This is a genomic window from Acidihalobacter aeolianus, from assembly GCF_001753165.1.
GTDB classification, from domain to species: Bacteria; Pseudomonadota; Gammaproteobacteria; order DSM-5130; family Acidihalobacteraceae; genus Acidihalobacter; species Acidihalobacter aeolianus.
Window position 1 is genome coordinate 113,599 of sequence record NZ_CP017449.1, and the last position, 19,812, is coordinate 133,410.

Annotated in this window: 17 protein-coding genes and 1 pseudogene; 7 read left to right on the forward strand and 11 right to left on the reverse strand. The window is 55.7% G+C overall.

Annotated features, from left to right (window positions below; all coding sequences use genetic code 11):
- Positions 1 to 47 precede the first annotated feature (47 nt).
- The 4 genes from BJI67_RS16255 to BJI67_RS16270 all read left to right on the forward strand — a co-directional run bounded on the left by BJI67_RS16255 (position 48) and on the right by BJI67_RS16270 (position 5,369).
- Positions 48 to 482 (forward strand): PH domain-containing protein, encoded by a 435-nt coding sequence (locus tag BJI67_RS16255; RefSeq protein WP_197513420.1) that lies wholly within the window; start codon positions 48 to 50, stop codon positions 480 to 482.
- A 70-nt stretch (positions 483 to 552) separates the two neighbouring features.
- Entirely contained in the window at positions 553 to 1,344 is a 792-nt protein-coding gene (gene dsbG / locus BJI67_RS16260; protein WP_197513421.1) for a thiol:disulfide interchange protein DsbG, read from the forward strand.
- Positions 1,345 to 2,047: 703 nt separating this feature from the next.
- The gene (locus BJI67_RS16265) at positions 2,048 to 3,376 is read left to right on the forward strand and encodes a hypothetical protein (RefSeq protein WP_070074315.1); all 1,329 of its coding nucleotides are present in this window, start codon (positions 2,048 to 2,050) and stop codon (positions 3,374 to 3,376) included.
- A 298-nt stretch (positions 3,377 to 3,674) separates the two neighbouring features.
- A complete protein-coding gene (locus BJI67_RS16270) occupies positions 3,675 to 5,369 on the forward strand; it encodes an ATP-binding protein (RefSeq protein WP_070074316.1) in 1,695 nt (564 codons plus the stop codon).
- A gap of 46 nt (positions 5,370 to 5,415) precedes the next feature.
- Here BJI67_RS16270 and BJI67_RS17665 read toward each other — a convergent pair whose 3' ends face one another.
- Both BJI67_RS17665 and BJI67_RS18405 read right to left on the reverse strand, forming a co-directional pair.
- Positions 5,416 to 5,802 carry a hypothetical protein gene (locus BJI67_RS17665; protein ID WP_156782263.1) on the reverse strand — a complete coding sequence of 129 codons (387 nt, stop codon included), beginning with the start codon at positions 5,800 to 5,802 and terminating at the stop codon, positions 5,416 to 5,418.
- 84 nt (positions 5,803 to 5,886) lie between these two features.
- Positions 5,887 to 6,258 (reverse strand): annotated as a pseudogene (locus tag BJI67_RS18405) (A1S_2505 family phage non-structural protein); the annotation flags it as partial.
- A 505-nt stretch (positions 6,259 to 6,763) separates the two neighbouring features.
- On the opposite strand from BJI67_RS18405, the gene BJI67_RS16280 reads away from it, so the two are divergent.
- The gene (locus BJI67_RS16280; protein WP_070074318.1) at positions 6,764 to 7,669 is read left to right on the forward strand and encodes a DUF3150 domain-containing protein; all 906 of its coding nucleotides are present in this window, start codon (positions 6,764 to 6,766) and stop codon (positions 7,667 to 7,669) included.
- A 446-nt stretch (positions 7,670 to 8,115) separates the two neighbouring features.
- Here the strand turns inward: BJI67_RS16280 and BJI67_RS16285 are convergent, their stop codons facing one another.
- From BJI67_RS16285 to BJI67_RS16305, 4 genes are all read right to left on the reverse strand, one after another.
- A complete protein-coding gene (locus tag BJI67_RS16285; protein ID WP_156782264.1) occupies positions 8,116 to 9,111 on the reverse strand; it encodes a hypothetical protein in 996 nt (331 codons plus the stop codon).
- Positions 9,089 to 9,328, reverse strand: a complete 240-nt coding sequence (locus tag BJI67_RS16290) for a hypothetical protein (RefSeq protein ID WP_070074320.1) — start codon at positions 9,326 to 9,328, stop codon at positions 9,089 to 9,091. The genes BJI67_RS16285 and BJI67_RS16290 overlap by 23 nt, the downstream gene beginning before the upstream one ends.
- Positions 9,329 to 9,429: 101 nt before the next feature.
- Positions 9,430 to 11,463, reverse strand: coding sequence for an HD domain-containing protein (locus tag BJI67_RS16295; RefSeq protein WP_070074321.1), 2,034 nt, complete (start codon positions 11,461 to 11,463; stop codon positions 9,430 to 9,432).
- Positions 11,464 to 12,022: 559 nt separating this feature from the next.
- The gene (locus tag BJI67_RS16305) at positions 12,023 to 12,937 is read right to left on the reverse strand and encodes a hypothetical protein (protein WP_070074323.1); all 915 of its coding nucleotides are present in this window, start codon (positions 12,935 to 12,937) and stop codon (positions 12,023 to 12,025) included.
- Positions 12,938 to 13,081: 144 nt separating this feature from the next.
- Between BJI67_RS16305 and BJI67_RS16310 the strand changes: the two genes are divergently transcribed.
- Positions 13,082 to 13,522, forward strand: coding sequence for a hypothetical protein (locus BJI67_RS16310; RefSeq protein ID WP_197513422.1), 441 nt, complete (start codon positions 13,082 to 13,084; stop codon positions 13,520 to 13,522).
- Between the two features lie 20 nt (positions 13,523 to 13,542).
- Here BJI67_RS16310 and BJI67_RS16315 read toward each other — a convergent pair whose 3' ends face one another.
- From BJI67_RS16315 to BJI67_RS16330, 5 genes are all read right to left on the reverse strand, one after another.
- The gene (locus tag BJI67_RS16315; RefSeq protein WP_070074325.1) at positions 13,543 to 14,832 is read right to left on the reverse strand and encodes a vWA domain-containing protein; all 1,290 of its coding nucleotides are present in this window, start codon (positions 14,830 to 14,832) and stop codon (positions 13,543 to 13,545) included.
- Positions 14,795 to 15,871, reverse strand: coding sequence for a hypothetical protein (locus BJI67_RS16320; protein WP_070074326.1), 1,077 nt, complete (start codon positions 15,869 to 15,871; stop codon positions 14,795 to 14,797). Before BJI67_RS16320 ends, BJI67_RS16315 begins: the two co-directional genes overlap by 38 nt.
- A 97-nt stretch (positions 15,872 to 15,968) precedes the next feature.
- Positions 15,969 to 16,157 carry a hypothetical protein gene (locus tag BJI67_RS18055; protein WP_083251045.1) on the reverse strand — a complete coding sequence of 63 codons (189 nt, stop codon included), beginning with the start codon at positions 16,155 to 16,157 and terminating at the stop codon, positions 15,969 to 15,971.
- A 188-nt stretch (positions 16,158 to 16,345) separates the two neighbouring features.
- Entirely contained in the window at positions 16,346 to 16,654 is a 309-nt protein-coding gene (locus BJI67_RS16325) for a hypothetical protein (protein WP_070074327.1), read from the reverse strand.
- A complete protein-coding gene (locus BJI67_RS16330; protein WP_156782266.1) occupies positions 16,654 to 17,634 on the reverse strand; it encodes a ParM/StbA family protein in 981 nt (326 codons plus the stop codon). The genes BJI67_RS16325 and BJI67_RS16330 overlap by 1 nt, the downstream gene beginning before the upstream one ends.
- Before the next feature lie 671 nt (positions 17,635 to 18,305).
- On the opposite strand from BJI67_RS16330, the gene BJI67_RS16335 reads away from it, so the two are divergent.
- Positions 18,306 to 18,770 (forward strand): hypothetical protein, encoded by a 465-nt coding sequence (locus BJI67_RS16335; RefSeq protein ID WP_070074329.1) that lies wholly within the window; start codon positions 18,306 to 18,308, stop codon positions 18,768 to 18,770.
- Positions 18,771 to 19,812 lie beyond the last annotated feature (1,042 nt).

Consider the following 19,812-nt stretch of genomic DNA (forward strand, 5'->3'; position numbering starts at 1 on the left):
GGTCACGGATGGTATTATACCATCCTCATCGTGCGGAGCGTTCCGTCATGACGTTCGACTACAAGCATGCGACGCGAAAAGATCTCGCCGAACAATTCGCGGTCATCGCGAAGCAGAGTGGCGATGATCGCTTCCTCACTCGCCGAGAACTCAAACATCTCCCGGAATTGTTGCTGGATGATGAGCAGGTCATTTCGTTTGCGTCTGGAATTATGGACGGCAATTCCTGGCTAATCGCGCTAACCGATATGAGGATTATTTTTATCAACAAGAAGTTTCTATGGGGGATGGAGTTCACCTCCATCAACCTGAATCAGATCAACGCAATTACCGGGCGAACAGGCATTGTTATGGGCGCCATCGCCATCGAAGACGGCGCATCGACTCGCACGATAAAAAACGTACTCAAGCGATGCGTGAACCCCTTTGTGCAGAGTGCGAATCAGGCCCTGTTCGCACTGCGCCAACCCCGAGGCGCGTAAGTCCTCTTGCGCGTTATTTCCCGACTACCATACTGAGGATCTCGCTATGCGACTTTCTGCATCACTGATCATGACCCTCGGCCTCTCCCTGGCGGGCGGAGCCGCCATGGCCGCTGAACACGCCGCACCGGAGGCTGCGCCGGCAATCACCCAGACCATACCCGGCATGGCCAACCTAAAGGTCGAGAAGAAGATCGCTCTCAAGCAGTACGGTCTGACGGCCTACATCGTCAAAACGCCGCAAGGACGCAGTTCTGTGTTCTATACGGACGCGAGCGGCAAGAAGTTCATGATCCTGGGTCTTCTGATTGGCCCCGGCGGCCACAACGAAACCGCCAAGCTGCTGCTGGCCAACAACACGCCCATCAATTACTCGAAGCTGGCCGCCGCGGTGGCCACGCGCAAGGTCATTCATGATGGGACGAAGGGACCCCTCATCTATGCGTTCTTCGACCCAAACTGCATCTTTTGCCACAAGCTGTGGGCTGCTACGCGCACCGACGTAGAGACTGGCAAGCTGCAGATCGATTGGCTGCCAGTGGCTTTCCTCAAGCAGAGCAGCCAGGGCAAGGCGGTGGCCATCATGTCATCGAAAGACCCGTTGAACGCAATGAACGACAACGAGATCAACTTCAATTCTTCTGAGGAAGAGGGTGGGATCACCCCCGCTGACATGGCTGAGCCGACGACGGCCATGAAGCAGGCTGCGCATCAAATTGCCGAGAACGAGGCCACCATGCGCGAATACCACTTCAACGGCACGCCTACGATCGTCTTCAAAGGCAAGAAAGACGGGAAGTGGCACGCGTTCGGCGGAATGCCCCCGGGCGGCGCTTCGACAATCGTGGCGCTCGCTGGGTAACCGAGTCCACCAAGGACCGCTCCATTTGGGCCGCGTCTAAGCGGCCCTTCTTTTTGGCGGTGGGTGGCCGCATTACCCGCCAAGACTTCTTTATCCCTCCATGCCGCTCAATGCAGTTGCAAGTTCATTCACTTGCAACGCTCGCTGCGTTTCCAGCGATTTGGAGAGATTAGATGGCTTCTGCCATCCGTCTTGCCCTAGTCTTCGGACTAGTGGCTTTCGGTATTGCCGTGGGCACTACCGCCGTAGCTCGCGTCCACCATGACGTGAGGTCCATCAATGCGCGCTATCTGCTCTTGAGCAAATAGTTCGCCTTCAGATCACAAGTTCTCCCGTCCTGTACGGGTTACCTTGTGGTTATTTTCGACTTCGGTCGGTTAAGGTTTCGCTCTGCGATTCCTGAATTACCTGCGATCTCTGATCGCTTGTAACTAACACCACTTCTGTGGTGTCTCCCAGCCAGCAAGACTATTTGTCTTGCTGGCTTCTTCGTTTCTGGGCCTTCACTGACTGCCCCCCCTTTTTTGGGGATGGTGGCCCTGCCCTCCCCGCTCCTAACCTCGGCCTCCCGGCCAATCACGTTGTAATGCAGCAAGCCGCGCTTGGTGAACACAAGCGGCACCGGTGCCGGCCGGTCCACAGGGCCGTAGTACACGGGGGGTTACCGCTGCACATACGCAGCAAGCCAAAGGAGCATGTCCCAATGCCGAATGTTTACGATGCGCCGTTCTATGTCCCACCTCGCGTTGCCTCCAAGCCGCCTTTCGATCTGAAAGATGGCGACATCATCCTCTTCAAGGACGACAACTGGGGGAGCGAACAGCTCAAGCTCAATATTTACAGTGCGAGCTTCCCTGAGGGCCAGGACTTCTCATTCGCCGGCACGCCGCTGCAAGACGCCGCCACCTGGATAGCCTTCAAGTTGCCTGATGGGGTTGTCTGCACACTGACTGACAACATACTGAGCTCGCGGCAGAACCCGTACAACTTTGCTGGCGCCGGCATCTGTGTGGATCTGATCGGTACCGGCAAGGTAGATACGGTCGACCTGCCCGCCTACGGTGCCAACGACTGCCTTTCAGCCGGTATATGGCGCCAGGTCGACCTAGCTGAGGGTTGGATTCAACTGTTCCGGGACGTGAACCAGGAAGGGCCGCTCAATACGATCTTTGCGGCTGAGTGGCCGACGGGCCCACAGAATGAATCACCGAAGGATCCTGGCCTGGGTTGGAATAATCTGTCTGGTTGGTTCCTGGACGGGAAGATTTCGTCGATCAACTACCCCTGTTTGACGCCGCCGCAGCTCAGCGTACTCGCCACAGAGCATGATGGCTCTGGTAGTCACGTCAGTTTCGGCGCGACCAACACGTTCGAGAGTCACGAAAAGCCCGCCACCGCCAACTTCACGGACAACGGCTTTAATGATCGGATCCATGCATTTAAATGGACCCTTTATCAGCCGGTAAAAGCCAACATCAAGTCGGCCTCTATGCCGTATACCGTGGGCCTACCCTCCAACCAGGTGATCGAGGAGTCCATCACCGGTGACAACGGTAAGTCGACGCCGATCGGGGTACAGCTGTCGATTGCGGAGGGTCAGACCTACACGATCTCGAGTTCTGTGCAGCTGCAGTATTCGATGACGATGGGAGTGACGATCTCTGTGACCGAGACCGCGGGCGTGCCGGGTGTAGATTCCACTTCCGGCACCGTCACGACATCTTTCAGCACGACGTTCGGCGAGACCACGAGCAAGACGCACACAGCATCAAAGAGCTTCAACCTGGGCCAAACCATCAATCTCAGCATCCCAGGCAACACTCAGAACTACAAAGCAACGGCGCGTGTCGGTTTTGCCGACCTACCCCTGCAGGAACTGACTGTGACAGGGCAGTTCTACTACAAGCAGAAGCTGCCGGGTGCCGTCGAAGACAAAGCTAGTGGTTTGTGGCGCCTGGATAGCCCCGTGGTGATCAATGCAGAAGGCGGGATCGGCACCCAGCTCGCAATCAACGTGGGCGAAGTGAGCTAAGCGTGTTGGTCTGAAGGCTTCAATAAGAAGTGCCATACGGGCCAAGCGGTCCGTATGGCATGCAGCAGGACATGGTCATACGCCGCCTCTTTGCGCCTCGTCATTTGAGATTGGCTCCGGCCAGAAGCATCTTCTGATACTCCTCGAGCCGACCGCGATTATCGGTGGTCACACCCAGGTTAATAACGCGCCTCGCGTGAATCCTTGAGCACCAGTTTGTGCCTTTGTGCCCAGCAATACAGTTGATGGCATCTTGCCGTCGACCTGGCCCAGGCAAGGGTGATAGGAGTCATAAGCGATGAGCACAGTAACCGTTGAAGTGAATCAACAGAAACTGGTCCAGCATTTGCGTTCCGCCTTTTCTACCGGAACGACCTTCCTCAAGGAGCTACTACAGAACGCACGAAGAGCGAAAGCAACGCAGGTTGATCTCGAAGTCGACTGCGCAGGGGATAGCCTAATCATCAAAGACGATGGCAATGGCATCGCTGATTTTCAGGTGTTATTCAGCCTGGCTGACTCTGGATGGGATGCAGAAACTGTCTCTCAGGAAGGCCCGTATGGTCTGGGCTTTCTATCAGCCTTGTTCGCAGCAAGAGTCGTCGAGGTTGAAAGCCTGGGTAAGCGAGTGTCGTTTTCCACCGAGGATGCATTGAACTTCGATGCGATTGATGTCGTCCCGTGCGAGACAGCGGGCGCCATGATCGGCACAGTGATCAGGCTGAATGGGCTATCGAAGGAATTTTGGCGGCACGTGGTGGATGACAAGCATGCGCTCTGCATCATTGAGCACATGTGCAAGGGTTTCCCGATCCCTGTCTGCTGTAATGGCAGCCTGCTCAAGAGAGAGCATGCGCTCGATAGTGGGCTGATTTTTGAAGACGTCGGTATCGGTTCAGCAAGCATAGTCTCAATCGAGGAAGACCTGGAACACGTTAGGCCTGCCACTCATCTTGCAGTCTACCTGCAGGGCTTTCTGGTCAGTAATAGCAGCATGTTCAGAGGTTCTATTACTGACGTCATTCATCTCGACTCGAAACAATTTAGAGGACGGTTGCCGGATCGAGAATCTCTCGTAAATCATCACGAAAATATTAACCTGGTACGCGACGTCATTAAGGAACGGTGGCGCTCAAGGTTGTGTGAGCTGGTAGAAACTACCGATCCACTTATCGTGGCAAGTCGCGCATACCGTCTGCTCGAAACATTCGGGATGCTCGATCTGCTCAACGATAACCCCTATCTGCCACCCGAAGTTATTGGCGGGTTCAGAGACGTTCCTAAGCTGTCTGACTGGGATAACCCACTTGGAGGAAAAGGCCCAGCGCTGCATCGAAGTGTGGTGCCTGGTTATCTCGTGAAGGGAGATTTTGACCCTGAAAGGGACCTCGGAGAGGACCCGGTAAGCGGCAGCTTTGCTTCGTCAATGTGGGCATATCTGCGGGATAAGGTCGTTCTCGACGGGCGTCTGGATGGTGGTCACTGGGTGTACCAGAAGGAAACTGGTGTAGATCAGATCGGGAATCGTGATTTCTGGCTGGAGTTATGTGGTGAATCACAAAACCAGATGCTTAATTGTACGTACCTGTATAACCAGGAGGTCGTGATCTGTGAAAGGGCCGTGCTACATCGAGGCGATGAAACACTCGATGTGCCACTGGGCTTTTTTTATGAAGGGCCTGTCGGTGGACCTGCCGCCGATGATGATGAAAACGCGATCCGGTCGATTCTAGTGATACCGTCGTCAGATAGTAGTGGGAATGCTGTACTGCAGGCATTCAATTACGAGGATGACAACGGTGAGATCTCGTCAACCGAGCGCGATGGTGATATCGAGCAGCTAAGCCGTCTGATCGCCATCACGCGCAAAGACGGGCACCTAGACGTCCTTCGGAGGATTTTGCTCGAGGGAGGTGCCGAGCGTTACGCTCAGGGTCGGTTTGAAGTCGTCCTGACTGACAGAGATGTTGCTGTCAAAGCGATCGAGGAGTAGTACCAACACACCCTGGCCAGTCATCACTGGTCAGGGTTTTTGCATTTTAGGCAGTCCACCGCGGCAACCACACAGGTACCTTTACCTCTTCCTGCCGGCAGAGCTGTATCAAGTGGCGGGTGCTGAACGACCGTTGATCCAGGAACGCCACGAGGTGCGTCGCGTAGGCCGCCACCCAGGCATCTCTGATGCGCCCGGCCGACGCGTTGATCTCGCGCCCACTTCCAGTGACATGCGGCATTGCGCCAGGCACGTCGAGCACAGTCCAGGGGGCGGTGAATACCCTATCGGCATGACCTCGTGATATGGCCCACTCACGCGCCAATTGGGGCGTGCCTTGGGATTCGCTGGTCACAACCTGGAACGGAACGGTCGGCTTGAGTCTTGACGAGAGTTCATCCAGGCGGCGCCAGACCTCGGTTTTATTGGGCATATGGCGGGGGCCTGCCACGACTACTCGGAAAGGGTTATGCGCAACCGGGATCTCCTGCTCGAAGCCCCAGTCACGAAAAAAGACATTGGGCGGGTAACCCGAAAACAGGCTTGCCATCCAAGACTTCGGGTACCCCGCGCAGGCCTCTGAATACGCACTCACCACGAAAGCTTCGTCACTGTGCCGGCGGGCGTAGTGTAGAAACCCGCGCACATGCTGCAGCAACTCAGTGAACGGAAGAATTGCTGAGCCCGATCCCCGCAGAGGAATGGCGTAGGCCTGCCCCGTCCGACCCGCTCCGATACCGACTTCGGCCGCATGGCATTCAACCGCATGGCGTGCCGAGGGTCCTCGATGCTTTCCATCCCTATCCGTGAAGAAGCAAAGAACCGCCCCCGCCGGCGCTTCGGCGTGACGGTACCACCGTATTCCATCTTGGTCGATTGAATCAGTCATCCGTTTTATACACGCGCGCACGTCAATTCAGACAGAAACTCGCGGCGCACCGTCCCGAGTGAGAGGTCAGGCCGGCATATTCTCCTCGCGCCTCGCGCGTAGTTCCAAAACCGCATTCGCGGCCGTGACCCTGCCGGCAATCCCGGCCCGATTCTCTCGTATCCCATACCTATTTTCATGCGCCCTATTACCAGGAGTGCTGACTCATGTTTCGAAATATTTTGATCTCTGTCGTTGTGACATTGCTGATTAGTTTCAGCGTAGGTGGCTATTTCGCCCGCCTAATCCAGAACGATGTATCCCTTTACCGGCATCAAGCACAGAGGACGTTGAATAACGCTTGATACCCCACCAGTAACCTCCTTGCCCGCGTGTGCAGAGATGCCACGCGGGTTTTTTTTTACACGCGACCGGAGGCGCATTTATGCCACGTCGTTCAGCAATACCCAATGAGCCATCCCCCGGGGCTCGCGCGCAAAAGACCGGGGTTAGAGGAGAAAACTTCATGAAGCTTACACTGATCGACCCCGTACTTACGGGGATTACCGGTACCACGGCCCTGGACACCGATGACATCGGTGGCATCGCCGTTCCTCCTGAACTGGTGTCGCTTGGGGTGAAGCGGTGGATCAGCAAGGCTGATCTTCGGTTCATCAAAAAAAACCGCCAAGCCGTCCTGCGGGTCATGCGCAGGACTGGAATAGCGTTTGGGTCCGTCTACATCATCCCTGATGAAAATCTGGCTCAATGCAAGGAAGAACTGGACGTAATCATGTCTCAACTCAACAGTGAGCGTGATGAACTGGCTCAAGACATTGATCGCAAGGTCGATGAATGGGCTTCATTGCATCCAGACTGGGAGAACAAAATCAGGGCAGCTGCTCTGACCGGTGTTCAGATTCGTGAACGCATCAAGATGACCGTTCGTGAATATCCGATCGAGATAGAGTTAGCGACTGACGGTGCAGGTACGGATGTCTCCAAGGGTGCATCGCCCATGCTCGATGGCCTCGATGGCCAACTTGCGATGGATGTCCGCGCTCTGGTCAAGGACGGCTGGACCTCTGGTCGTTCGAAAACCAACCGTAGGTCACTACGCGTGCTGGAACGCATCCGTAACAAGCTCAATACGCTTAACTGGATCGCACCTGGTATGTCTGGTGCTGCAGTAGCAGCGATTGATGACTTCCTCAATCAGTTGCCTAAGACTGGGCCCATAGAAGGTGGTGATTTCGTCAGACTGGAAAGCCTGATGAATTGGCTATCTGATCCTACGAAGCTCCTCTCTGGAGAGCGCAGTGAGGATGATGACCAGGTGATCGGATTCGATGATGAAGAGATCGAGTCTGGTGATGATCCTGATTGTAAGGATGAGAATCCTGCCCCACCCCCTCGAGGATGGGCTTGGTAGTTACATACAGACCTACTGCGGCATTCACTGCAGTAGGTTTTTTTTGGGCACCAGAAACAAAACGCCCATGTGTGTCGGTCAGGACGTGGGCGTGGGCGTGGAAAAGCATTCATCTAGTCAATGATGATGACTTTATTTGCGCGCAGCTATAGGAAACTGCTGATCTAGTTCTGTGTATTCGATGTGACAGTTGCCATCAAACTGGAGGAGTATTTCATCCGTGCCGCCACGTGATTTAGCTATCAAGCCGTTACCAACAGAGCTTACAACATTGACGTTATTCAGTTGTTTTGTGAAGGAACCTTTGTAATTCAGATTGACTGATTCAATAGAGATACATTTGTGGTCACTTTTGGTTCATGGCTTCGGCTGTAACGAGATCGCTTTTGCGTCGTTTGCGCTCATCAAAAGTTCATCGGCTTCGTGCGAGGATATGGCTGAGTTGTTCACGTTGTTGGTGAGCTGCCCGCCCCGTCCATTCGTGCCCATAAAACCGCACGTTGCTCATATTCCTGGGTTTTTCTTAAGCTCGGCTGGATTTGGTCACGCCGCCAGCGCTTGATAGTGACTGGATCCACTCCGAGGATTTTCCCAAGTTGCTTGTTATCTTCAGGGAGGCGGTATCGTTCGATCCAGTGGTTCAGTGTTTCGCTGATGCGATCGTGATATCGCGCATCAAGGTTGTCTGCCGTGGGCTTATGAATCCTCTTCGCCTCGCGGGCTCTCTCCATGACGCTTGCGGGGACGGTTTTGGTCGCCTTGTAGAGGTAGGAGGCTAATCTCGGTTTGCCTATGCCCAGTAGGGCCGCGAAATCATTACGTGTGATTCTCAGCTCAGCGAGTATCGCCTTAAGCTCGTCATGGTCTCGTTGCCCCAACGAATCCCGCTGGTCCGTCTGTCTTTCAGATTCTGAGGGCTTGGTTGGAGCCGGTTGGCTCTGAGATAAGGTGACGATGGGTTTTGGTGCTTCGTGCGTCTGACGGAGCCTCATGTACTCAGAAAGCGCATTACCAACGTCGATGCTGTCTACGGCATCTATATCGGCTGCCGTGTCGAATTGGGCTTCTGAGAGGCGGTCGAGTAGTAACTGTCCATCGCCCTCCGAGTTCTCAAGCTCACTGAACGCGCGCTCTCGTGATTTCTTCCTCCACAGCGCGGCGCCGGTTTTTGAGAGCCAGCTATTGATGAAGGGTTCGAGTGGACGCGAAGGATCGTAGGTCTGAGCGATCTTGGCGGGTAGCGCGATTAGAACCTGTTGCGCGATGTCTTCTGAGTCGGCTTCACTGATGCCATACCGCTGGGTGAGACGGCACGCCCTGGCTCGCAACAGCGGCCAGGCACGTGCAAGCAGTGAGCGCTCAGTGGCTTGTCCTGACAAATATTCCTGAATGGCTAAAGCGAGGTTGCCCCAGGAAGGATCAGAGGCAGTGTGAGATGGCATACAGAATCGCTTGTAGCTGTTCTGCTGCTGCCGGCCCTACAACAGGTAGCAGCGTGTCGTGAAGTTCAGCCACAATCGCCGCGGTGCGATCATATGAGCAGTGATATGAAGCCATCATTTGCCTGATCCTGGCCTCCATCGAGAGCTGAGCATCCGGATCCGAGTTACTCATCACCTCGCGGCCCGTGCAAAGCACTTTGTTCAGCGATGCGGCCATAGCATCAGCGCTCGGCGGTTTTGTATTTACAAACTGTATTACCTTCGCTCCCACCTCAAGTCCTCCAACTTATGAGTGCAGTACCGATTTTGATTGGTACATTAGTCTGTATTTGCTTTTGTCTGCAGGATGATCACGTATGTCCCGATTTCTTGCTTACTTTCTTTGGCCTCAAGCATGTCGCCTAATGGGCTGCCGTTCTTGATGTGCGAAAGCAAGATCTGGTAGAGGTTAGCACCTAATATCGACTTTGCTTGCTCATCAAGATAAATCCCGTATTTCTCGAACTCAGGTTCATCACATCCAACCTGTTGGTACCTAACCGTACTCTGCTTTACGGCGCGCTTGAGACTGATGTAGAGCTTCCTTAATTCAGTCCCGGAAAGTAACCGGGTTACATCGGCAACCGAGTCATGATCGGTTTGCTTTATTTCTTGCTTATCAAGTGGTTGTCTATTCTGTGCGTCGTGAATACTGTTGTCCATTTCGGTGACAGTTTGATGTACGTCACTATTCTCAGATCGTTTATCCGGAGCACCTATACCATCATGATTCTTTGAATTATCTGGTTTTGTAGCCGCCGACTTATTGAGGTGGTTAATCCACGCGTCAGCCGACATTTGGACCTCGTCTTGTGTGAGGTCGATTGCGGTCTCGTTTTCTGCGGGCTCATGTGTCCGGGTCGTTGGTGTTGTTGATGTTGCGCTGTCTACATCGCTTCTGAATGCTGCGCGGACACCCCAGTATGGCTCGACAGTCTCAGGTATCCCGAGACTGTCAGGTATCGCCTGACTCAGATATTTAAGCTGGCCTTCGAGTTTGACGATGATCAGGTGCTTTTGCTGGATAATTTTTGACTTCGAATCATCCTTGATATTGACCAGCTTAAAGGTCACATTCCAATAAGCGCGCTCTTTTGAGTATGTCTGTCCGTTGTGGTTCTTGAAGAGCAGGTCGCGGTTATCCAGATTTTCCATAAGATTTACCGTTAATACATAACGGCGATCCGCAAGCTGTTTTTTGCGTTGCGCGGCATTCAAACCCAGTCGCTCCGCTAACGCGATGCGCAAAGGCTCCTCTGCCAGATAAAGCCTGTTTTTGTGCTTGTAGCCGATCCTCAGACTCGGGTTCTTCCCATTCAGACGGCCAGGGATTGCAAGCAGATCAGCAAATGCCTCGAAGACGGGATCTACCGAGTCATCCTCTTTGGTGTCTCTGGGACTCAGGATTTCACGACCTTCTTCTTTTGATGCCTGCGCATCCGCTTCACGCAAGTATTCCATGAGCGCGCGCGCGCGGTCGCTCACAGAGTTCGACATGTAGTTGGGGTGATGGTAGTGAGCGATCGCCGCTATAAGATCCTGTCGATCTTCAGCGGGGAGGTCCCATGCTTCCGGTAAGCGAGCGAGCATGAAGGAACCAAGACGGTCGTGGTCATGACGTTTTTCTACGATCAGCCCACCCTTGTCGCGTATGTAGGTCTCTACCTTGCCGAGGTCATGCGCCATGCCAACGAGACCCACCAAGGGGTCGTCTGGGTCAAACCGATACATCGGATCATGCAGAGGATGTGTTATTTGTCCTTGCTGGTTGATGTGCGGTTCGTAGGTATGGTCTGCCGCATGAGTGACCATGTAACGACAGACGTTGCATGAGTGCTCGAACAGACTCAGGTCTGCATGCCAGCCTGAGACTGGTGCTGCAGGGGTGTCATGAGCGGCCATGACTTCTATGACTGCTTTGAGCATTGCGGCATGAGACGGATGCCCTTGCATGCGCTGATGCCATTCATGCAATGGGTCGTCTTGCGGGAACGCCGGCGCTGCATTCTGGTGTCGTTTAGGCGCACCGAGACCTGGCGGAATAATGCCAAGCGTGGTGGTAAAACCCTGATACGTGCGTCCGCTGAGTGCCTGCTTATTTCTGAGCCGGAATGCGCCGATGACCAATGCGACGGTACCTGCGGCCGCACCCATGGCTAGTACATCAACTGAGAGACTTTTGGTCACCCGGTCCAGCAGGTCCACTGGATCGTAGAGGTGCTTTATCTCAGATGATTTGATAAACGATAAAGCAGAGATGGACCACCAAAGGCCAGTCACAACGATCGCAGACTGAACGAGTGGATTACGCATCCCTATCGCGATTGCCGTGATCCGCAACGTGCCGGCTTAGAACCACGCCACCTTCTGGGTCCCATGGGGCCAGGAGTAGTGTGTAGTCACTGGCTTGTTCCAGGCACACGCCATTATTACGCGCCCACTCGCTCACCTGTGGGCTGGCAGAGTATGTGCAGTAGATTTTGCCTATGGGTTTTTCAGCATGCAGTTCTGAAAGGTGCCTCATCAGACAGGCGCGATGCTGGTGAGATGTATCCGCGTGCAGTATGGCGACTTGAGGCTTCACTTCCATCAAGCGTCGCCTAGACAGGAGTAGAAGACCGCCCGGGCCGTATTGCGTGTGGGCTTCAAGCGCTGAGGTTCTAGCTTTCTCGGTGTTGAAGATCCAGAGCGGCATAGTCTTGTAGTTAGCCAAGGTCTGGATGCCATCCTCTAGCGCAGTCTGACCTGACTGCCTAGTGCGCTCGAGCGTATAGGAATAGGCGTCCTCACGTATCCATAAGGGGAGTTCATCGAGGTGCGGTTGCCAGGCGCAGCGAAGTGACTTGTCTAGTGGGATTACGTTCATGCGGCGCTACAAGTCAGATGCGCTGGCAAGGCGCCTGGCTGGTGCCCCTTCTCCATGCGCATGAGCCGCATCCCTGTCTATATTGGGTGCCGGGTCTGTATTTGATGTCTCCGGCTGCGTAGCCTGTGCCTTGGCGACACGCTCAGTGCTTCGACGGGTCAGGTCTATGAAATCTAGGAGCATTTTCTTGGCCCATTCTGGGGGATAAGGAATATCGCCAGGTTCTGCTTGCAGAACATGCGGAGCGTCTATGAATACCCCGCTGTGCTGGTCGATCTTGATATTCCCTTCTATCATAACGGGTTGACCGATCTGTAAGCGCGAGGCGTACACATCCGTGTATCGGCTGACGCGTACAGGGATGGCAGCTCCATCGTCTTCTACTTGCTTGATGAGCAGCCAGAGATATTTGGCTCGCGCGGTGCCAGTCTGCCCGTTGCCATTGGCTTTAACGGGCTGCTTCACGATCGATCCGACAAAACCTGCGATCTTTACGCTGTTTGAGGATTGAGAGAGACGCTGTCCGTCTACAAAGGGTTTGAAGGTATCCGTGCCTTCGGTCCTGAGGTGATCCATCCACGCGATAGATGGCGGCATCTCGAGCTGGGTGGGCCGCTCTACAGAAATGACTCGCACATAGGCGGACCGTTGACTACCCTTCTGGGTCCCCATGATGTGCCCCACGACCTTCACGGGGCCTTTGTCGCGGAACGAGTTTCTCAGTCTCTTGTTAGATGGAAGTTGTACCGGGATCGCTTTGTCAGGATTGTTGGTCTGCTGGATGAGGAAGGTCGTTTTGCCGTCCTCGGTGCGTGACGGGTTCCGCAAGAACCCGGCCAGCCAGACCACGTTCAGAGCGCCTGCCACCAGCATGCTGCTCTGTGTATGTCCCAGCTGTGCCTGTCGGTAGTGACGTGGCATCCGATAACCTCCATCTTGCTTTTTTGTGAATCATTATGAAGTCAACACCAGAATAGTATAATACCATTATTATTATTCGATCATCTGCAGCGAGGATATATGGAGAATTCGATACAGCTGAGTGGCCCAAGCAGGATTAGGCAGTTGCTAGGGAACATTCTGGACAATGATGAAGACATCGATATCGCCCGTATCAGCCGTGAGCTGGGTATCTCTAGCGCCCTGTTTCGCGGTCTGCTTAAAAGCGATGTCGAATTTTCCTCGCTAAGCTACAAATCTCTTCGCTCGCTCGCTCTCTTGTTAAGCATGCCGCTGGGGCTTCTATATCGCGAGCTTGGGCTTCTTGAGCAAGATGATTTTTTCGAGGACAAGCGAGACCTTGAGGTCATCATCAACGAGCTTTACGAACAGATGCGGCACGATGATGAGTTCTCTGCCATAGCGCCTACCTACCAGGACTGGATTAAGACACCGGTGGCGACCCGTGTCGCCCTAGTGGCTTGTTATGAGAAGGCCTGCGGCAAGCTGTCACGCTCCTCGTTGATCATGGCGCTGTCCGACAAGGACAAAGAAGAGACCCGTTAGCATCGCTAACGGGTCCGTGGTTACAGCTCTAACGTGATCTCCAACGCATTGATCAAGGCGGCGGGGATCTGCTCACCAGTTGGTGCGTACTGCGGTGGAACCGGAAATGCGGCTTCCATCTCCACCAACGACCTTTCTTTCTTCTTCTCCATCAAAAACGTGTTGCCGATGAAGACAGGCGCGACGTCAATCCCGATCAGGTGCGCCTCGTTGACCGCGGCGGCAACCTCCGGGGGATTGTTGGGGACTCCATCAGTCATCAGGATGATGACATGACGCTTCTCAGAAGCTGACATGCTGACCTGGATTGCCCAGTAGAGCGCTGCCGCCATCTCCGTTCCACCCATTGCGAGTGGGTAGATCATCGACTTGCGGAAGGGTGCATGTTCTTCCTTTACCGGGTATACGGCGCTGTCGAAAAGACCAACCGCGAAAGGCACGTCAAGCGATTCCAGCATTTCGCCAGTCACGCGTAACGCAGCCGCTTGCCAGATATGGCTATCCACCTGATAGCCCATGCTCCAGGAGACATCCCCGAGAATGACCACGTGTGTATCGAGCTTCTCGCCTTCGGTCTTGTTGATGAAGATGCGCGAATCCGAAACCATCGCGCGTGCGAGATGCCTTGTGGATACCCTGCGTCCCATATCCTGAACATGGCGCTGTGCTTCGGTCCTTGCGACCAAAAGTGCTTCTAGTGGACCTGCCAGCCTGGTTGCCAAGGTGGCTTCCAGTGGATTAACTGGTGTTTCCAGAAGCAGGAGGTTACTCAGAGTCAGCGTTTCTGCTTCGTCGTCATCTTGGTCGCCATCATCGACAGGGGCCAGTGGGTTGTCGTCTTCCTGCTTTAGTAGCGAGCTGAGGTCTGTGTCCCTGATGTCAGACTCTTCGGCATCGAGGACACTGGCAATTACCTGTTGATTACCTGCAGAACCGCCTTGCTTAGGTGTGCCATCCTCGGTGTCGTCAGACCCGCTTGCTTCGTCGGACGTGTTGCTGTCTTCGGAATCATCGGAGTCATCGGAAGCCTCGGAATCACCCTGACCCTCGGACTCATCCTCGGTGTCGTCAGACCCGTTTGCTTCGTCGGACGTGTTGCTGTCATCGGAGTCATCGGAGTCATCGGAAGCCTCGGAATCACCCTGACCCTCGGACTCATCCTCGGTGTCGTCAGACCCGCTTGCTTCGTCGGACGTGTTGCTGTCTTCGGAATCATCGGAGTCATCGGAAGCCTCGGAATCACCCTGACCCTCGGACTCATCCTCGGTGTCGTCAGACCCGTTTGCTTCGTCGGACGTGTTGCTGTCCATCCTCGGTGTCGTCAGACCCGCTTGCTTCGTCGGACGTGTTGCTGTCTTCGGAATCATCGGAGTCATCGGAAGCCTCGGAATCACCCTGACCCTCGGACTCATCCTCGGTGTCGTCAGACCCGTTTGCTTCGTCGGACGTGTTGCTGTCATCGGAGTCATCGGAGTCATCGGAAGCCTCGGAATCACCCTGACCCTCGGACTCATCCTCGGTGTCGTCAGACCCGCTTGCTTCGTCGGACGTGTTGCTGTCTTCGGAATCATCGGAGTCATCGGAAGCCTCGGAATCACCCTGACCCTCGGACTCATCCTCGGTGTCGTCAGACCCGTTTGCTTCGTCGGACGTGTTGCTGTCGTCGGAATCATCGGAGTCATCGGAAGCCTCGGAGTCTGCGTTCGGCTTACCGGGTGGCGGTGGATCCTGCTCCATTTCCTGCTTGAGTCGAGCCAGTATCTGGCGTACACCCTGTGCTACGCCGGCCGTGTTGCAGGCTAACGTCGCCTGTCTCGCGAGCGTATGCAGATCGTTCATGAGGTCCTCGCCGAAAATCTGGTTAGCGAGTTCCTTGTATTGCTCGGCCATCTCATCGACAACGCTGTGTCCCAACTCGGACGAGCGAAGTGGCAAGAACAGCGCAGCATCGAGGGTGGTCGCCTGGGAGTCAGAAGGCTCCGGAGGGCGGTACCACTCGATAGCGATGGCTGCTTTAACAGTTTCATGCAGCATCGCCTTGGCGCCGGGGAAGAGACGCTGGGCGTCTCGCTCGTTGCGTATATCTTCCAAGGCGTTGCAGAGCCTCTTGCCGAAAGCACCCAAGTCCTCCGGGTACGGGTCTGTCTGGCGGACGTGCATACCTTCGTGCACAGCCAACCCCGGTAGGAGCGCTGCTTGTTGCTCTGTGCCTATCGCACGCAAAGATGGGAAGAAGATGTACTTCTTGCCATCGGTCCAGGCGCCATCCCCTTTGAAAATTGGGATAAGGCCAAGCGCGTTGGCCGTAGCCTGGGCGAGCACGATCAAAGACCGTCCAGATTGCTTCATTGGCGTATCTCCTGCGCATCCATGCCCGGATGCCTGGGTTCAGGTCGAGTACCTGTAACGGCTTTGACCTGCACGGGTGACTATGCGCGGGAGCTGCTTAGGCTAGGCGACAACCTTTACGGTTCTTGATTTGAGCGTCAGACGGGCGCTCTTCGTCAAATCTCCAGCTGCCATCGGACCAATGTTCCAACCAGCCCCACTCGACTGAAAGCTCGTCCTGGCCGGGCTCGGGTGGCTTGGCCCACCAAGGTTCGCGGGAGATGAGGCGCTTGTCTTGATGATTCATGGTGCTAGCGACGTCGTGAGAGGCGCGTGAGCAGTGCGCCGATGATGAGGATGGCAGCAGAGGCGGCGAGTGTCCCAACCAAACCAAGGCCGCGCGTGATACCCCAGATGACACGGTAGATGGCGCCATGTATGAGCGCGGACCCAATAGAGGCAACTATGGAGTGGTGGTACATCGAGGTGATCCTCCTAGAATTGGTCCATGTTCATGACGAGCGCTTCTTCGTCTTCGGCGCTAATTTGTGGCTCCGCCGGTTCCGGTTGCGCTGCGGGGACTGCTCGAACCATGAGAGGCGCGGACGCTTCTGCCCGTCCCTGGGCAGAAAGCATCGCTGCAACAAGTGCACTGTGCAGAAACTGGGTGGCTGTGCCCCACGGTATGGTCTGCATGAACGCGTAAAGCTCTGGGTCATCCGCTTCTGTGATCGTGACCCTGAGATATTTGACCCCTGGCTTGCCGCCGCCTTTCTTGCGGCGTACGGGGAGCTGCGCTGGCATCAGGCGGACCGCTTCTTGAGTTGCGCACGAATGTGCGCCTCGCCCGAGCGCCGCATCCCTTCTGCGACTGCGAACCGAATATCCTCCGGGATGACCACATGCGGCCACCGCGCGCGAAATGCGTCGGCAACAAACTGCGCCCCGCCGCCGCCGACCAGCACACCGTCCAGCTTGCGGACGTAATCACTGAGTAAGCGAGTCACCGTAGAAGTGATGTCATTGGTCAGGTGTTCGATAGCCTTGTCCACCAATGGTGAAATGTCGCGTTGCTTGCCGTACCACCGTAGGGACTTTGTGCGCAGCGCCGCCTCGGCTTCGGTGAAATCGAGTTCAACGCCATCGTCGCGAAGTGAGCGGCGCAAGTGGTCTACCGCAGTAACAACGCCCGCGCAGGATTCGGAGACCTGCTCAATCCAGACGCCATCAAGGATGAGTATCAGGTCCGTGCTGTAGCGGCCCACGTCGACTGCCGCCCAGCTTTCCCGAGACAAGACTCTGCCTGGCGTTGGGACGCCGATGTCGTTGAGCATGTGTGAGTAGTAGATGCCCATCGGCTGGGGCATGACTTTCGCATCGAGGCCGAAGTGCTCGATCACGTGGTCTTTGAGTTTCTGCCGATGAAGTCTCGCAGCCCTTGATGGCAAGCCGAGCATCAACAATGGGTTTTGCGCGCCGGATTGGTTTAGCCCATGGGTCAGGAGTGCAAGGTACTCGTTGGAGTAGACCCACTCATCCGTGAGTGCGTTGTCCGACTCGCGCGCCTGCATGAGTGCAGTCGTGCCCACAAAGTAGGGCTGGCCATGGACGGTAACCGTGTCCTTCGCCGCCCGCTCTGCCTCGGTGGCATCGGTAATCTTGAAAGCGGGAATTACCGCAGACGGGATGAGGTTCTGGCAGAGCCTGCCTGTTGACGTTTCCCTGTAAGAAACCTTTAGTGCGGAACGGCCAACGTCTAAGGCTACAGTAGCTGGGCTGGTCATGATTGGGCCTCTGTGGAAGTGCCCGAATAGTATTATACCATTCATCCGTTGCGACAACCGGTTTATAAAAGTTTATAAATTACCCTGTTTTTTCGCGCAGCGTATTGGCTCGAATTCGATATAAACATATATCCACGCACTGGTTCGTTATCGCCCGTGTTTCCAAGGCGGGCAAGGTGAATATTTCAGCCCTTTTCAGGCCGTTTAGGCGGTCCCAGGTACTTCGACAGCCGGATGTGTTTATAAATGTTTATAAATTGACGCCAGTTTGATCGCCCTCATACGGCTATGCCTGCCTTAATCTCCGCATCGAGTTGGGTCGTGTTTAGATCAATACGTGTCCGCCACGTACTACTTCTGTTTCGATCCATATATACTCGCACTGGTTCGTTATGGGCCGTATTTAGGCGTGATAACCGATTAGTGCTCTGCTAACCCAAGCGATCTCTGTCTCAAGCCCCGCCTGGGGGCGTGGCCAGAGCCAGAGAGACGGACGCGGTACTAGTGGGCTCGCTGCCCGCGTTTAGTCCCGCCTCCAGACAGCGCGTTGCCTGAATCCGGCATCGGCGGTGAAAACCCCCGTATGCCCGTCATGGCGCGCACGGACACTACCTGGTCTGACCCACAAGCGCGTTGCGCCCGTGTCTCAGACACAGACTTGGAGTTTATTCATGGCCGGGAAGCTGGCATCTGAACCGGATAGCGATATCCCGGTACGACTTGCGAAAGAAGCGCTCGACACAGCCAATGCTCTGAGCGATCTGCTCTACGAAATTGATGTGGCGATCCACGCGTACGCGAAAACGCTCGAGGATATCCAGCCCCAACATAGCGGCAAGGTATTCATTAGGTGGAGTGACGGCAAACCGCGGGCCTACCGCTGGGAGAGGGTGGGCAAGACCAAATGGCGCGCAGTCCACCTGCCTAGAGCCAACTTGGCTCGTCGTGCATCCTCACGTGGCGAGTTCGCAGACTCTTACGAGCGTGTGAATGACATCCTGTCAGATGTATCGTTCCTGATGAACCGCCGCACCGCAGTGCTCAATGTACTGGGGAACTTCCAGCGCGGCGCCAGCAGCCTCCGCAGGGCGCAGACTGAACGGATAACGGCCTTGGTGGAAAAGGCCTTGTCCTAGCCATCTCTGTGTGCGGGCTGATTGCCTGTTCGCCGGCTTCAGGTTCTGTGCTCTGCTAACCCAAGCGATCTCTGTCTCAAGCCCCGCCTGGGGGCGTGGCCAGAGCCAGAGAGACGGACGCGGTACTAGTGGGCTCGCTGCCCGCGTTTCATCCTACCTCCAGACAGCGCGTTGCCCGAATCCAGCATCGGCGGCGAACACCCCCCGTATCCCCGTCATGGCGCACACCGACACTACCTGGTCTGACCCACATCCGCTGCGCTCCTGTGTCTCAGACTCAGACGTGAAAGAACCGCGCCCCTGCGTTATCTCTTGTTCTCCCCTATAGCTGCCTTACTTACCTATCCACACGGGTCTGCACGACCACCCCCTTTACTCGCTTACACCTCCCCTACCCCCTCCTTATTTGTTCCTTACCTGAAACACGTGGGCCTGTCGGTCTCCACGTAGGACAGAGCCACCCCACAAGATCAAGGTCTGGTCAAACCCGGTTTGCGGGGCGGGGTGGTTAGGTGCTGTGCTTGTATCCGTGGTCGCGGAGTTGCCACGGCGGGGCGGGTGGGGGCTGGGTCCTGTGCTTGTGATGTCGGTGGCGGTGGCGCGGGCGCGGGGAGGGTTTTGTGCGAGTCTGCGGCGCGCGCTTCGCTGACGCTCGCGGGATTGACCACGCCGCTGTGGGTGGGGTGGTGTGGTGTGGGTGTGGGTGCACCCTGGGCTTTGTGTGTGCCTGGTTGGGCGCCCTGGTGTGGGTGTGCATGCGCTTCAGCCGCAGCGGTGCGCCGCCTGTTTTGGCAGTACTCAGGAAACCGCCAGCGCGGACGCCGCGGTGGCGGTGACACGGCGATCCCTACACCCGAAGCCCTGACCCTGCCCGCCTGGTCGTGCCGTATCGTCCCGTTTGATCGCCGTGGCCACTGCACGGGCGTGGGCGGATTACGGGCACCGAGGTCTGGGCTTTTACTGCAGGGGCCACTGTTGGTCCCCGGCACCGGCAGCGGGCGGCGGTATCCTGCGTGGTCGTTTCACGGTGAGTGGGCGCTGG

Bases quoted from the DNA above. Each gene is read 5' to 3' on its own strand.
- BJI67_RS16255 (WP_197513420.1), top strand. From the start codon at position 48: ATGACGTTCGACTACAAGCATGCGACGCGAAAAGATCTCGCCGAACAA.
- dsbG (WP_197513421.1), top strand. From the start codon at position 553: ATGACCCTCGGCCTCTCCCTGGCGGGCGGAGCCGCCATGGCCGCTGAA.
- BJI67_RS16265 (WP_070074315.1), top strand. From the start codon at position 2,048: ATGCCGAATGTTTACGATGCGCCGTTCTATGTCCCACCTCGCGTTGCC.
- BJI67_RS16270 (WP_070074316.1), top strand. From the start codon at position 3,675: ATGAGCACAGTAACCGTTGAAGTGAATCAACAGAAACTGGTCCAGCAT.
- BJI67_RS17665 (WP_156782263.1), bottom strand. From the start codon at position 5,802: ATGCCCAATAAAACCGAGGTCTGGCGCCGCCTGGATGAACTCTCGTCA.
- BJI67_RS16280 (WP_070074318.1), top strand. From the start codon at position 6,764: ATGAAGCTTACACTGATCGACCCCGTACTTACGGGGATTACCGGTACC.
- BJI67_RS16285 (WP_156782264.1), bottom strand. From the start codon at position 9,111: ATGCCATCTCACACTGCCTCTGATCCTTCCTGGGGCAACCTCGCTTTA.
- BJI67_RS16290 (WP_070074320.1), bottom strand. From the start codon at position 9,328: ATGGCCGCATCGCTGAACAAAGTGCTTTGCACGGGCCGCGAGGTGATG.
- BJI67_RS16295 (WP_070074321.1), bottom strand. From the start codon at position 11,463: ATGCGTAATCCACTCGTTCAGTCTGCGATCGTTGTGACTGGCCTTTGG.
- BJI67_RS16305 (WP_070074323.1), bottom strand. From the start codon at position 12,937: ATGCCACGTCACTACCGACAGGCACAGCTGGGACATACACAGAGCAGC.
- BJI67_RS16315 (WP_070074325.1), bottom strand. From the start codon at position 14,832: ATGGACAGCAACACGTCCGACGAAGCAAACGGGTCTGACGACACCGAG.
- BJI67_RS16320 (WP_070074326.1), bottom strand. From the start codon at position 15,871: ATGAAGCAATCTGGACGGTCTTTGATCGTGCTCGCCCAGGCTACGGCC.
- BJI67_RS18055 (WP_083251045.1), bottom strand. From the start codon at position 16,157: ATGAATCATCAAGACAAGCGCCTCATCTCCCGCGAACCTTGGTGGGCC.
- BJI67_RS16325 (WP_070074327.1), bottom strand. From the start codon at position 16,654: ATGCCAGCGCAGCTCCCCGTACGCCGCAAGAAAGGCGGCGGCAAGCCA.
- BJI67_RS16330 (WP_156782266.1), bottom strand. From the start codon at position 17,634: ATGACCAGCCCAGCTACTGTAGCCTTAGACGTTGGCCGTTCCGCACTA.
- BJI67_RS16335 (WP_070074329.1), top strand. From the start codon at position 18,306: ATGGCCGGGAAGCTGGCATCTGAACCGGATAGCGATATCCCGGTACGA.